This window comes from Zhengella sedimenti, assembly GCF_046506625.1.
Taxonomy (GTDB): domain Bacteria; phylum Pseudomonadota; class Alphaproteobacteria; order Rhizobiales; family Rhizobiaceae; genus Zhengella; species Zhengella sedimenti.
On record NZ_JBKFFP010000002.1, the window covers coordinates 735,563 to 748,522 of the forward strand.

Consider the following 12,960-nt stretch of genomic DNA (forward strand, 5'->3'; position numbering starts at 1 on the left):
CATGCTCAGCGCGCTCCGCATCGCCCTCGCCGCCGGCCTCGCCGCTTCCGCCTCCTGGGCGGGAGCCGTCGAGATCGCCGTGCCCGCGGGACCGGGCGCGCTGCAGCAGGCCATCGACAAGGCCGGGCCGGGGGATGTCCTCCGGCTCGGCGACGGCCCCTATGACGGGCCCGTCACCATCTCCAAGCCGCTGACACTGCAGGGAAACGGCCAGAGCCTCGTCAAGGGACCAGGCAAGGGCACGGTCATCACCGTGGAGGGCAGCGACATCACGATTTCCGGCCTCGCGGTCCAGGGATCGGGCATCCGCCTCGACGATCTCGACTCCGGCATCGCCATTGCCAAGACCGCGAAGAACATACTGGTCGAGGACAATATCCTGACCGGCAACCTGATCGGCGTGGATGTCCATGGCGGGCGCAAGGTCATCGTCCGGGGCAACACGATCACCGGGCGCAACGACCTGCGCAAGAACGAGCGTGGCCCCGGCATCTATGTCTGGAACGCGCCGGGACTGTTGGTCGAGGACAACACGATCGCCAAGGGCCGCGACGGCGTGTTCATCACCACCTCGCACCACGCGACCTACCGCAACAACCGGTTTTCCGAACTGCGCTTCGCCTTCCACTCCATGTATGCCAACGACATCACGGTGACCGGCAATGTCTCGCGCGGCAACGACATGGGCTATGCTTTCATGTTCTCGCGCAAGCTGACCGTGAGCGACAACCTGTCGGACGGCGACCGCGAGCACGGGATCTTCATGAACTTCGCCAACAAGGCGGATATCCGGAACAATTCCGTCGCCAATGGCGGCGAGAAGTGCCTGTTCATCTACAATTCCAACGGCAACAGCTTCACCGGAAACCGTTTCGAAGGCTGCGGCATCGGCGTCCATTTCACCGCGGGATCGGAAGGCAACGCCATAAGCGGCAATGCCTTCCTGAACAACCGCACACAGGTGAAATATGTCGGCACGCGGTGGCTGGAATGGAGCGAGGACGGGCGCGGCAATTACTGGTCGGACCATGCCGGCTTCGACGTCAATGGCGACGGACTGGCCGACAGCATCTACCGGCCGAACGATCTCATCGACCATATCACATGGAGCCAGCCGATGGCGCGCCTCCTGCTCGGCTCCCCGGCGGTACAACTGATCCGCTGGTCGCAGTCGCGCTTCCCGAACCTGCTGCCCGGCGGTGTCGTCGACAGCCATCCCCTCATGTCTCCGGAAGGCGCGGGCCTGTCCGCCGCCACCAAGAACGAGAAAGGCGGTCAGTCATGAACCGCGAACCCCTGCTTTCGGTCCGGTCCCTGACCCTCGACTTCGATACGCTGCGCGCACTCGACACCGTGTCGCTTGCCGTGGCGCCGGGCGAACGCGTGGCGCTTCTCGGCCATAACGGCGCGGGCAAGTCCACCCTGTTCAAGACAGTGCTCGGCTTCCTGCAGCCAGCGTCCGGCGCGGTCACGATCACCGGCGCTGCGCCCGGATCGGACGTGGCGCGGCGCGCCGTGAGCTACCTGCCCGAGCAGGTGGCCTTTCCAAAGGCGCTGACGGGTGCCGAGGTCATGGACTATTTCACGCGCCTGAAAAGCGCCGACCGGGCCGATTGCGCGCGGCTTCTTTCGCTGGTCGGGCTGAAGGACGCGGCGGCACGGCCCGTCGGCAGCTATTCCAAGGGCATGCGCCAGCGCCTCGGCCTGGCACAGGCGCTGATCGGCAAGCCGAAACTGCTGCTGCTCGACGAACCGACCAGCGGGCTCGACCCGGTGTCGCGGCTGGAATTCTACGACATCATCGGCCGCATCGCCGACGAGGGCGCGGGCGTGCTGCTGTCCTCGCACGCGCTGACGGAAGTGGAGGCCCGCACCGACCGCGTCGCCATCCTCTCGAAAGGCAAGCTGGTCGCCGACGGCACGCTGGCGCGACTGGCTGCCGATGCACGGCTTTCCATGTCGGTGCGCATCGAGGCGCGCAATGGCCGGGCCGACGCCGTGCAGGCGCAGCTTGGCGGGCGGCGGGTCAACGGCAAGTCGGTCGTGCTCGACTGCGACCCGGCCGGCAAGATCGCCCTGTTCGGCCGGATCGGCGGCCTTGGCGACGACATCACCGATATCGAGATCGCCATGCCGACGCTCGACGACATCTACAAGCATTACAGCCAACTGGCCCTTCCGGAGGCCGCATCATGAACTCCCTCCATCGCACCCTCGCCATCGCGCAGACCGAATTGCGCATTGCCTCGCGCAACCGCTGGGTCTTCCTGTCCACGCTGGTCTTCGTGCTGTTTGCGCTGGCGCTGGCCTTTCCGGGCGTCGGCGCGGCGGGCATGAAGGCCGACGTCCTGACGCTGGCGAGCGCGGCGCTGGCCACGCTTTCGGTCTACCTGGTGCCGCTGATCGCCTTGCTGCTGGCCTATGACAGCTTCGCCGGAGAAATCGAGCGCGGCACGCTGGCACTGATCCTGGCCAGCCCCGTCAGCCGTGGCGAGGTGCTGGCCGGCAAGTTTCTCGGCCTCTTCGGCGTGCTGGCCTTCGCCGTGGTGACGGGGCTTGCCATCGCCGGACTGGCTGCGGGCGGGGTCTACGGCTTCGCGAACGAGGGCATTGACGCCATGATCCGCCTTGCCGGCACGGCACTGCTGCTGGGTGCGGTCTTCCTGGCGCTCGGCATCGCCGTTTCGATCAGGGCGCGGCGCACCGGAACGGCCGCCGCAGCGGTCTTCGGCCTGTGGCTCGCCGCCGTCGTTCTTTACGACCTGGCCCTGCTGGCCGGTGTGGTGGCCGATGCCGACGGCTTCTTCGCGCGAACTGTCTTCCCCTGGCTGGTCATGGCCAATCCGGGCGATGCCTTCCGCATCTACAATCTCGCCGCCATGGGCAGCGCCGACGTTTCCGGCATCGACAGCCTGGCGCGCACCCTTCCCTTCGATCCCGCGCTGGCGCTCGGCGTGCTTGGCCTCTGGCTGGCTGCCCTGCTCGCCGCCGGACGCCACTTCCTGAGGAGACTGACCCCATGAGACGCCTGCTTCTTGCCGCCGCAGCGAGCCTTGCCATGGCTACCGTCCTGTCCGCCTGCAATGGCGAAAACGCCGCCGTCCGTCCGCTGCCGGTCACCATGACCGAGGAAGCCGTCGGCCATTTCTGCCAGATGTACGTTCTGGACCATGCCGGACCGAAGGCGCAGATCCACCTCGCCGGGTTCGACGAGCCGCTGTTCTTCTCGCAGGTGACCGACGGCATCGCCTATCTCCAGGGCATCGAACGCGACGGCGAAATCACCGCCGTCTATGTCAGCGACATGAACAAGGCGCCATCCTGGAGCACGCCGGGCGCCGACAACTGGATCGACGCGGAGAAAGCCGTCTTTGTGATCAACAGCGAACAACTGGGCGGCATGGGACTTCCCGAAGCCATCCCGTTCGGCTCGCAGGAGAAGGCCGAGGCCTTCATCCGCAACAAGGGCGGTGTTGCCGTGCGGCTCGACGCCATTCCGCAGGCCTATGTCCGCCCGCCCCTGGACCTGACCGCCAGTGTTGACGGAGACCATCCGGCAACCGGCCATTGAGGAGCAAGCCATGACTGCCTCCGCCCGAAAAACCATCAATCGCCGCCGGTTCCTGTTCATCGGGGCGGCACTGGCCGGCTCCGCACTCGTGCCGCCGGCTCTGGCGGCAAGCGGCGCAACCGTCGCGCGATGGCGCGGCATCGCGCTTGGCGCCGACGCGACGCTTCAGCTTGCAGGCATCACGCAGGCGCAAGCGGCGCCGGTCTTCCAGGCGGTCGAGCAGGAGATTGCCCGGCTGGAGCAGGTCTTCAGCCTGTATCGCAGCGACAGCGCATTGATGCGCCTCAACGCTGGCGGCGTCCTCGAAACGCCTCCCCAGGAAATGCTCGCCCTGCTGGGCCAGGCGCGCTCGGCCTGGCTTGCCACGGACGGCCTGTTCGACCCCACGGTCCAGCCCCTGTTCCAGGCCATGGCGCAACATTACACAAGCGGGCGCACCGGACGGCCGGCGCTCGATGCCGCGCTTTCGCTGGTGGGCTTCGACAAGGTGCATTTCGACGCCGATTCCGTGCGCTTCGCGCAGCCGGGCATGGCCATGACTTTCAACGGCATCGCCCAGGGCTATCTGACCGACCGCGTGACCGCGCTTCTTCGCGCGCAAGGTTTCGGCAATGTGCTGGTCGATCTCGGCGAGATCCGGGCGCTCGGTCCCGGGCGGCATGGCGACGGCTGGCGGGTGGGGCTCGCCCGCCCAGGGGCAAGCGCCGCCATGCCGCATCTCATCGACGTGCGCGACCGCGCGGTGGCCACCTCGGCCATGCTCGGGACCACCTTCGACCAGGCCGGCAAGGCCGGCCATATCCTGCATCCCCGCCAAGGCATTGCCCGTGTCTGGCGCAAGCAGGTCACGGTCCTGGCCGACAGCGCCACGCAAGCCGATGCGCTGTCCACGGCGGCCACGCTGATGGATGATGCCGGGATCGACCGGCTGCGCGCCACGGGCGTCACGGTGCTCGCCTATCCGGACAAGCCTGCCAGCGCGTGACGGCGCCAGTTCATGAACAGGCAAGCAAAAAGGCCGGGCATTGCGCCCGGCCTTCCTGCATTCAGGCTGTGGGGAAATTACTTGCCGTCGAGTTCGGCAAACAGCGTGTCGAACTTCGCCTTGGCCTTCTTCGGCGTCTTCGCCGCCTTTGCCGCTTCCGCATTCACGGGTTCGCCGACCTGGATCAGCATCACCATGCCGAGGCCGTAATGCGGCTTGCAGCGGACGCCGTAGACACCTTCCGTATCGAGCGTGACCGCGATTTCCTCGTTCAGCTTGCCCGCGAAGGGTTCGGCACCCTCCGGCACCATGCCCTTGATGGTTTCGGCATTGTGGCCCTTGTCGGCGGGCACGAAGCGGATCGTGTCGCCGGGCGCGGCGCGTACCATTTCCGGCTCGAACACCATGGCGCCGGCGGCGCCCCTGTTGAGCATCCTGACCTCGTGCTCGGCCGCGTAAGCGCCGGAAGCGACAAGTCCGGCAAGTGCGGCAGCACCGAGTGCTGCGGCAAGGCGGAGTTTCGTCTTCATTGTATCAATCCTTTTTCTGGTTTGCCTTGCGGCCCTGGCCGCGCATTCCTCCTAGGCCGCACCAGGCAGGGGGTGTTTGCGTTTCGGCAAACTGACGGACATCCACCGGCGGGCGCAGAAACAGGCGTTCTTGTTTGCGCCGGAACAACGAAGGCAAGCCGGAACGCGGCTAGCGTTGCATGGAACAATGAAACGCCGTGCCCTTGCGGGCCGGTTCTTGCTGGAACAGTTCATGGCCAAGCCGCGCGGGTTTTCGACCGACATGACCATCGAGGACGTGATGAATGCCTGGCCGGATACGGTTTCGGTGGTTCTGAACCACGGCATGTATTGCGTGGGCTGCCCAATCGCGGGCTTTCATACCGTCGTGGATGCGGCACATGAACACGCGGTCGACCTGGACACCTTCGCGACCGACCTCAAAGCGGTGATCGAACGTTCGACCTAGCTGTCCTTCTTGCCCTGGCTGACCATCATGAGGCGATGCGGATCGGTGACGCTGATGCGCTTGCGCCCGCTGCGGATCATGCCCTGCCCTTCCCAGGCGCTCATCAGGCGGCTGACAGTATGGAGCGTGGTGCCGGTCATGTCGGCAATGTCCTGGCGCGAAACGGGGAAATCGATCTCGATCCCGTCCTCCGTCTTGCGCCCGGTCTGGCGCACCAGGCGCAGAACCGCATTGGCAACGCGCTGTTCCACCTGCGCCAGCGACAGTTCCACCACGCGATCCTGCGTTTCCTGCAGGCGCATGCCCACCGTCCTGTAGGCGTTTGCCGCGAAGACGGGAAAGCGTGCCGTCAGATCGGGCCAGATGCTCATCGGCCAGGAGATGAGCACGCAGTCGACAGCGGCGACGGCCGTGGCGGGATAGGTGTCGCGGCCAATGGCCGGAGCGATGCCGACAAGCGACCCGGCGGCGATGTATCGGGCGATGACCTGCTGTCCGTCGCGCGTCGTCTGGACGACGCGCAAGGCGCCGTCGAGCAAAAGGAAGAAGCGGCTGGCCTGCGCACCCTGCTCGAAGACCGGGCTGTCCTTCTCCACGCGCAGGGCGCTGGCATGTTCGAGCACGGTATCGAGATCGGCATCCTCCAGGCCCTGGAAAACATCGATGTCGGCGATCAGCGTCCGGTTCAGTCTGGCCATGTCGTTTCCGAGATTGCGTTTGCGCAACGATGCGCGACGGCCGGGCGGTACAAGACAACTGTCCAAGCTCGCCGGAATGCGCCGGGCTGGCCCAATGACAAGCAGACGGAGGCGATCCATGTCCATTCCCCGGCTCAGGCAATACAACGGACCGGCCATCATGTCATATGGTTTCCGGCCCTTTTTCCTTTTCGGCGCCCTCTTCAGCGGTTTGGCCATCCTCGCCTGGGTGCTGATGCTGGACGGTTCGATCCGTTTCGAACCGGCTGTGGGGGCGCTCGACTGGCACATCCACGAGATGATCTTCGGCTTCCTGCCAGCCATCGTGACCGGATTCCTGCTGACCGCCGTACCCAACTGGACCGGCCGGCTGCCGGTGCAGGGCAAGGGCCTGGCCGTGCTGACGGTCACCTGGATCGCCGGACGTATCGCGATGGCCGATCCCGGCTGGCTCGGACCGCTTGCCGCCGCCGTCATCGACCTCGCCTTCCTCGCCGCCGTCATGGGCGTGATCGCCAACGAAATCGTTGCGGGGCGCAACTGGCGCAACCTGAAGGTCCTTGTCCCGCTGACCCTGCTTTTCGCGGGCAACACGGTTTTCCATTTCGAGATGCATCTTGACGGGACGAGCGATCATGCGCGGCGCATGGGCATGGCGGCCGCCATCCTGCTGATCATGATCATCGGCGGGCGCATCATTCCCAGTTTCACCCGCAACTGGCTGGTGCGCGCGAATCCGGGCCGCCTGCCCGCGCCGTTCGGGCAACTGGACAAGGGCGCGCTGGTTCTGAGCGCCGTCGCGCTGATCGCCTGGATCGTCCTGCCCGCGCATCCGGCGACGGGCGTGGCGATGATCGCCGCCGGCCTGGCGAACCTTGTCCGGCAGATGCGCTGGGCAGGCGAGCGCACGGCAGGCGAATCGCTGGTCCTGATCCTGCACCTGGCGTTCCTCTTCGTGCCGCTCGGCTTCCTGCTTTCCGGCGCGGGCGCCCTCATGCCGGACGCCGTCTCCCCTGCTGCCGGGATGCACGCCTTCGGCGCCGGAGCCGCGGGGGCCATGGTGCTGGCGGTGATGATGCGTGCCACGCTCGGCCATACGGGCCAAGCCTTGACGATGGGCCGCGGATCGAAGATCGTTTTCGCCTGCCTGGTTGCCAGCGCGGCGATACGCATCGCCGCCGCGCTGGCGCCGCAAGGCCCGGGCATCCTGATGATCCTTGCGGGCCTGCTCTGGAGCGCGGCCTTCCTGGGCTTCGGGCTGGTCTACGGCAAGGCGCTGATCTCACCACGCCGATGAACGTGGCAGGCCTGCGTGAATCGCGGCGTCCCAATGCGCAAATTGTCCGTTTCCGGAAGGGGTCTGAAAAAAATAACTGTTTATGAAATATTTTGAAGATAAGACATACTGGAAATAACTAGAGTGCCCGCCGAAATCTTTCAGATGCATGCATGTCTTTCGTCTGAAAAGATCTTGATCATTTTCAGGCGAAGGGGGGAGCGCCATGGTCGCGGAACTGATCGGACGGTACAGATCGGCGTCACGGCAGCTGGAAGAGGCGGTCGCCCGTGATGATCGCGATACGATTCATGTCCTCGACCGGCAGATCCAGACGGCCTGGAATGCCCTCATCGACTGCTGTCCGGACGCCCGGGAAGACGCCCTGAAGCTGGCGGCATTCCTGGTCGGCATGCTGACCGCCGACTCGCATGTGTCCGAAATCCAGTCGCAAGCCGCAGCGCGCGTTCTCCGCCTGCTTGAGGACGCGCTGTTATCCCGTTCGGCCGCCTGAGCGGCGCGGCGGCAGCCGTTTGCCGCCACCCGCCCTAGAGATGCATTTCCGTCTTGCGGTCGAACAGCTTGGCCTTGCCCATCTCGACCTCGAACCGGAACGGCGTTCCCGGCGCCTTTGCGTCCTGTGGCCGGACACGCGCGATGGTATCGGTTCCGGCAATCGTGAAGATGATCATCGTGTCCGGCCCGGTCGGTTCGACCACATCGACAGGTCGCTCGAACACGAACCGGTCGGCACCGGGCAGTTCGGTGCCGGCGGCGAAGATGGTTTCGGGACGCAGGCCCAGAACGACCTCACGCCCCTCATCACCGGCAACGCGACCGGCCAGACGCGCGGGCAATGGAAAGACCAGCCCGTCGCCCACATCCGCCGCCATGCCGTCCTCGCCCGCGACCAGCTTGCCCGGCAGCATGTTCATCGGTGGCGAACCCATGAAACCGGCGACGAACAGGTCCACCGGATGCTCGTAGATGGTTTCCGGATCGGCATACTGGCGGATATGGCCGTTGTCCATGACAGCGATGCGGGTCGCCAGCGTCATCGCCTCGATCTGGTCGTGCGTGACGTAGATGATGGTGCGGCCGAGGCGCTGATGCAGTTTCTTGATCTCGGTGCGCATCTCGATGCGCAGTTTCGCATCGAGGTTCGACAAGGGCTCGTCGAACAGGAAGACATCGGGATTGCGCACCAGCGCACGGCCCATGGCAACGCGCTGGCGCTGGCCGCCCGACAGTTGGCCAGGCTTGCGGTCGAGCAGGCGGTCGATGTGCAACAGACCGGAAACGTCCGCGAGCGCCTTGTCCTGTTCGGCGCGCGGCACCCGGCGCGTCACCATGCCGAACGTGATGTTGTCGCGCACGGACTTGGTGGGATAAAGCGCGTAGGACTGGAAGACCATGGCGATGTCGCGGTCACGCGGGGGCACATCGTTGACGATGCGCCCGCCGATGCGGATATCGCCGCCGGACAGGGTTTCGAGCCCGGCGATCAGGTTGAGCAGGGTGGACTTGCCGCAGCCTGACGGGCCGACGAGGACGATGAACTCGCCCTCCCCGATCTCCAGATCGATGCCCTTGATGACCTCGGTCGTGCCGAAACGCTTCGTCACGTTTTCCAGCGTGATGCCCGACATTTCTATCCTTTCACCGCCCCGGCGGCCAGGCCGCGCACGAAATAGGTTCCCGCGATCACGTAGACGGCCAGCGTCGGCAGCGCCGCGATGATGGCCGCGGCCATGTCGACATTGTATTCCTTCACGCCCGTCGAGGTGTTGACCACGTTGTTGAGCGCCACGGTGACCGGGTTGCTGTCGCCCACGGTGAAGGCCACGCCAAACAGGAAGTCGTTCCAGATCTGGGTGAACTGCCAGATCACCGTGACGACGATGGCCGGGACCGACATGGGCAGGACGATGCGGAAGAAGATGGAGAAGAAGCCGGCGCCGTCGATTTTCGCCGCCTGGACGATGCCATCCGACACGCCGATGAAGAAATTGCGGAAGAACAGCGTCGTGAAGGCAAGGCCGTAGATGGTGTGGACGAGGATCAGGCCCGGAATGGTTCCGGCAAGGCCCATCAGTCCCAGCATCCGGGCCATCGGCAGCAGGATCACCTGGAAGGGGATGAAGGCGCCGAAAAGCATGAGCGCGAAGATGATGTCGGCACCGCGGAAGCGCCACTTGGTGAGCGCGTAACCGTTGAGCGCACCGAGCAGCGTGGAGATGAAGACCGCCGGCACGACCATGGCGACCGAATTCATCATGTAGGGCTTCAGCCCGTCGCAGCGCACGCCGACGCAGGCCTGGCTCCAGGCCTTTTCCCAGGCCTCGAAGCCGATGCTGCCCGGCAGGCTGATAAGCGTGCCGGTCCGGATTTCCTCCAGCGATTTCAGCGAGGTCGAGACCATCACCACCAGGGGCGCAAGGTAGTAGAGACAGAACAGCGCAAGAACGGCATAGAGCCCCACCCGCGCCAGTGTCCGGCGCCAGCCCTTCGGCCGGACGATGCCGCCGGTCTGCGACGCGCTCATCGGCGGCTCTCCCTGAGTTCGGAATAGAGGTAGGGCACGATGATGGCGACCACGGTCATCAGCATCATCACGGCGCTGGCCGCCGCCACGCCCAGTTCGGAGCGCTGGAAGGCAAAGGAATACATGAAGGTGGCAGGCATGTCGGTGGCATAGCCCGGCCCGCCGCCGGTCAGCGCGATCACGAGATCGAAGCTCTTGATGGCGAGATGGGCCAGGATGATGATGGTCGACAGGAAGACCGGGCGCATCATCGGCAGGACGATGCCGGTATAGGTGCGCCACGGACCGGCGCCGTCCATGGCCGCGGCCTTGAGGATCTCGTCGTCGACGGAACGCAGGCCGGCCAGGAACAGGGCCATGGCATAGCCCGACGATTGCCAGACCCCGGCGATGACGACGGTGTAGATCGCCATGTTCGAATTGACGAGCCAGTCGAAGGTGAAATCCGGAAAGCCTGCCTCGTGCATCAGGCGCTCGATGCCCAGGCCCGGATTCAGGATCCATTTCCAGACCGTGCCGGTGACGATGAAGGACAGGGCCATCGGATAGAGATAGATCGTGCGGATGACGCCCTCGGCGCGGATGCGCTGGTCCAGAAGGATGGCAAGCAGGATGCCGATGGCGGTGGAGATGGCGATGAAGAGCGTGGAGAAGATGAACAGGTTTGACAGGGCCACATACCAGCGCGGCGTGTTCCAGAGCCTGTCATACTGGGCCAGTCCGTCGAACGTGTAGACCGGCATCACCCCGGACTTCGTGAACGAGATGTAAGCCGTCCAGGCAATGAAGCCGTAGACAAAGAACAGGGAAACGGCGAAGAGCGGCGACACCACGATCTTCGGCAGCCAGCGCTCGACGGCATGGCTGAATGTGGAATGGCGGGCGCGCGTCGTCATGACGGGACCGCGCGGCCGGGACAAGAAAGTCCCGGCCGCGCCCATGTCTCTCGTTATTGCGCGCGCTTGACGGCGTCGGCCAGCATCTGGACCGCATCCGCCGACGCCATGTCGGAATTGAAGAAGTTCGTCACGACATCGAGAAACTCGCCACGCACCGAGCGCGGAATCGCCATCTCATGGGCCATGGACGGCACCAGCGTGTTGTTCTCGATCGCCTTGAGCAGGTCGGCATGCGATTTCTGCGCGCACATGTCGAACTTGTCGAGCGCGACATCGGTGCGCGCCGGGATCGAACCCTTGGCCAGGTTGAAGGTTTCCTGGAAGCCCGGCGACATGATGAGGCTGGCCAGGACCTGCTGACCCTTCAGGCGGTCCTCGCCCGACACCTTGAAGAAGGTGAAGCTGTCGGAATTCAGCACGAAGCCCTCACCCGGCGTGGGTGCACAAAGGAAATCCTTGCCCGGCACCTTGCCGGCGGCCAGGAACTCGCCCTTCGCCCAGTCACCCATGATCTGGAAGGCGGCCTCGCCCTTCATCACCATGGCGGTGGCGAGGTTCCAGTCGCGGCCGGAGAAGTTGGCGTCGACATAGCCGCGCATGCGGCGCAACTGGTCGAAGGACTTGACCATCGTGTCGCTGGTCAGGGCCTCCTCGTCGAGTTCGACGAGCGCCTTGCGGAAGAAGTCGGCGCCGCCGATGCCCAAGACCACGTCTTCGAAGACGGTGGCGTCCTGCCAAGGCTGACCGCCATGGGCGAGCGGCGTGATGCCCATCTCCTTCAGCTTGTCGGCCATGGCGTTAAATTCGTCCCAGGTCTTCGGCATGTCGGTGATGCCGGCCTTGGCCAGGACTTCCGGATTGGCCCAGAACCAGTCGACGCGGTGAATGTTGACCGGCGCGGCGACGTACTTGCCCTCATATTTCATGATGCCGGCGAGCGCTGGCGGCAGCACGCTGTCCCAGTTCTCGGCGCTCGCCACGCCCTCCACGTCGTTGAGCGCGCCCTGGGCGGCCCATTCCTGGATACCCGGGCCCTTCAACTGCACGGCCGCGGGCGGATTGCCGGCCACGACCCGGGCGCGCAGCGCCGTCATGGCCGCATCGCCGCCGCCGCCGGCGATCGGCGAATCCTCCCAGGTGCCACCCTGGTCCTCGAAGGCCTTCTTCAGTTCGCCGACAGCCTTTGCCTCGCCGCCGGACGTCCACCAGTGCAAGACCTCGACGGTGCCGTCGGCGCGCGCAAAACCGGTTGCCGCCGCGCCGATCGCGACTGCTGCGGCAAGTATCCTCATATGCTGGAACATGGCTTCATCCTCCACCTGGTTCGGTCCGCGACCACGATACAGGTCGTACGGAGACCGACGTTCATCCTCACCCATGAACGCTAGTCCGGTCAGCCTAGCGAGGTCATTGACGTGCATCAATGCCCGTCCCGGCAAACTCGGTGTCTGATGGCATCAAACAAGGGAGGTTTTCATGGCGACGCAACCCAATGCCGGGCGCAACCGGCTGACGCCTTGGTATATCGGCTTGGCGATTGTAGTCCTTTCCTCGCTGTTCGTGACATGGCGCATGTGGGCGAGCGACTGCGGAACGCCGATGGCACTGGAAATCGGTGTCACACTTGTCATGCCGGCCGTCTACCTGGTGCTGATGTACCTGACCTTCACCAGCCAGGAATAAGGGACAGGACCATGGCCGGCGACCATCTCGACAAGGTGCTTTCCGATCCCTCCGCCGTCTACGGGCAGCCGTCGGACGTCCTTGGCGACGAGCGGCTTTCCGAGGCGCAGAAGCTCGAGGTTCTCAGACGCTGGGAGTCCCTTGCATCGTCGGAAGCCGTCGCGCTGGAGGAAGGCATGCCCGGCGAGGACAGCGAATTGCTCACCGACATCCTCGTGGCGCTCGGCAAGCTCACCGGCCCACTCGACCTTGACCATACCGGACCGTCGAAGGCGCACGGCCTGCCGCGCTCCGCCATCCGCAGGACCGGCAAGTCCTGAGCGCA

Annotated in this window: 16 protein-coding genes; 10 read left to right on the forward strand and 6 right to left on the reverse strand. The window is 65.1% G+C overall.

The window, feature by feature from the left end; all coding sequences use genetic code 11:
* Position 1 precedes the first annotated feature (1 nt).
* The 5 genes from ACLB6G_RS09125 to ACLB6G_RS09145 are packed head-to-tail and all read left to right on the forward strand — an operon-like array spanning position 2 to position 4,556.
* On the forward strand, positions 2 to 1,285 hold the full coding sequence (locus ACLB6G_RS09125) for a nitrous oxide reductase family maturation protein NosD (RefSeq protein ID WP_410355830.1): 1,284 nt from the start codon (positions 2 to 4) through the stop codon (positions 1,283 to 1,285).
* Entirely contained in the window at positions 1,282 to 2,196 is a 915-nt protein-coding gene (locus ACLB6G_RS09130) for an ABC transporter ATP-binding protein (RefSeq protein ID WP_410355831.1), read from the forward strand. The genes ACLB6G_RS09125 and ACLB6G_RS09130 overlap by 4 nt, the downstream gene beginning before the upstream one ends.
* Positions 2,193 to 3,023 carry an ABC transporter permease gene (locus tag ACLB6G_RS09135; RefSeq protein ID WP_410355832.1) on the forward strand — a complete coding sequence of 277 codons (831 nt, stop codon included), beginning with the start codon at positions 2,193 to 2,195 and terminating at the stop codon, positions 3,021 to 3,023. The genes ACLB6G_RS09130 and ACLB6G_RS09135 overlap by 4 nt, the downstream gene beginning before the upstream one ends.
* On the forward strand, positions 3,020 to 3,571 hold the full coding sequence (locus ACLB6G_RS09140) for a nitrous oxide reductase accessory protein NosL (RefSeq protein ID WP_410355833.1): 552 nt from the start codon (positions 3,020 to 3,022) through the stop codon (positions 3,569 to 3,571). Before ACLB6G_RS09135 ends, ACLB6G_RS09140 begins: the two co-directional genes overlap by 4 nt.
* A 10-nt stretch (positions 3,572 to 3,581) precedes the next feature.
* Entirely contained in the window at positions 3,582 to 4,556 is a 975-nt protein-coding gene (locus ACLB6G_RS09145) for an FAD:protein FMN transferase (protein ID WP_410355834.1), read from the forward strand.
* Between the two features lie 77 nt (positions 4,557 to 4,633).
* On the opposite strand, the gene ACLB6G_RS09150 is transcribed toward ACLB6G_RS09145, so the two are convergent.
* On the reverse strand, positions 4,634 to 5,086 hold the full coding sequence (locus ACLB6G_RS09150; RefSeq protein ID WP_410355835.1) for a pseudoazurin: 453 nt from the start codon (positions 5,084 to 5,086) through the stop codon (positions 4,634 to 4,636).
* Between the two features lie 76 nt (positions 5,087 to 5,162).
* On the opposite strand from ACLB6G_RS09150, the gene ACLB6G_RS09155 reads away from it, so the two are divergent.
* Complete coding sequence (locus ACLB6G_RS09155; protein ID WP_410355836.1) at positions 5,163 to 5,534, forward strand: DUF1858 domain-containing protein; 372 nt, start codon at positions 5,163 to 5,165, stop codon at positions 5,532 to 5,534.
* Here ACLB6G_RS09155 and ACLB6G_RS09160 read toward each other — a convergent pair.
* Complete coding sequence (locus tag ACLB6G_RS09160) at positions 5,531 to 6,232, reverse strand: Crp/Fnr family transcriptional regulator (protein WP_410355837.1); 702 nt, start codon at positions 6,230 to 6,232, stop codon at positions 5,531 to 5,533. The two genes, ACLB6G_RS09155 and ACLB6G_RS09160, sit on opposite strands and share 4 nt — an antisense overlap.
* A 118-nt stretch (positions 6,233 to 6,350) precedes the next feature.
* On the opposite strand from ACLB6G_RS09160, the gene ACLB6G_RS09165 reads away from it, so the two are divergent.
* Positions 6,351 to 7,529 carry an NnrS family protein gene (locus tag ACLB6G_RS09165; protein ID WP_410355838.1) on the forward strand — a complete coding sequence of 393 codons (1,179 nt, stop codon included), beginning with the start codon at positions 6,351 to 6,353 and terminating at the stop codon, positions 7,527 to 7,529.
* A gap of 205 nt (positions 7,530 to 7,734) precedes the next feature.
* Positions 7,735 to 8,022 (forward strand): hypothetical protein, encoded by a 288-nt coding sequence (locus tag ACLB6G_RS09170; protein WP_410355839.1) that lies wholly within the window; start codon positions 7,735 to 7,737, stop codon positions 8,020 to 8,022.
* Between the two features lie 34 nt (positions 8,023 to 8,056).
* Here the strand turns inward: ACLB6G_RS09170 and ACLB6G_RS09175 are convergent, their stop codons facing one another.
* From ACLB6G_RS09175 to ACLB6G_RS09190, 4 genes are read right to left on the reverse strand one after another with little or no spacing between them, the layout of a single operon-like run.
* Positions 8,057 to 9,157, reverse strand: coding sequence for an ABC transporter ATP-binding protein (locus ACLB6G_RS09175; protein WP_410355840.1), 1,101 nt, complete (start codon positions 9,155 to 9,157; stop codon positions 8,057 to 8,059).
* 2 nt (positions 9,158 to 9,159) lie between these two features.
* Positions 9,160 to 10,053 (reverse strand): carbohydrate ABC transporter permease, encoded by an 894-nt coding sequence (locus tag ACLB6G_RS09180; protein ID WP_410355841.1) that lies wholly within the window; start codon positions 10,051 to 10,053, stop codon positions 9,160 to 9,162.
* Positions 10,050 to 10,949, reverse strand: coding sequence for a carbohydrate ABC transporter permease (locus ACLB6G_RS09185; RefSeq protein ID WP_410355842.1), 900 nt, complete (start codon positions 10,947 to 10,949; stop codon positions 10,050 to 10,052). The genes ACLB6G_RS09180 and ACLB6G_RS09185 overlap by 4 nt, the downstream gene beginning before the upstream one ends.
* A 53-nt stretch (positions 10,950 to 11,002) precedes the next feature.
* Entirely contained in the window at positions 11,003 to 12,256 is a 1,254-nt protein-coding gene (locus ACLB6G_RS09190) for an ABC transporter substrate-binding protein (protein ID WP_410355843.1), read from the reverse strand.
* Positions 12,257 to 12,428: 172 nt separating this feature from the next.
* On the opposite strand from ACLB6G_RS09190, the gene ACLB6G_RS09195 reads away from it, so the two are divergent.
* Both ACLB6G_RS09195 and ACLB6G_RS09200 read left to right on the forward strand, forming a co-directional pair.
* Positions 12,429 to 12,635, forward strand: coding sequence for a hypothetical protein (locus tag ACLB6G_RS09195; RefSeq protein WP_410355844.1), 207 nt, complete (start codon positions 12,429 to 12,431; stop codon positions 12,633 to 12,635).
* 11 nt (positions 12,636 to 12,646) lie between these two features.
* Complete coding sequence (locus ACLB6G_RS09200; protein WP_410355845.1) at positions 12,647 to 12,955, forward strand: hypothetical protein; 309 nt, start codon at positions 12,647 to 12,649, stop codon at positions 12,953 to 12,955.
* The last annotated feature ends 5 nt before the right edge of the window (positions 12,956 to 12,960 follow it).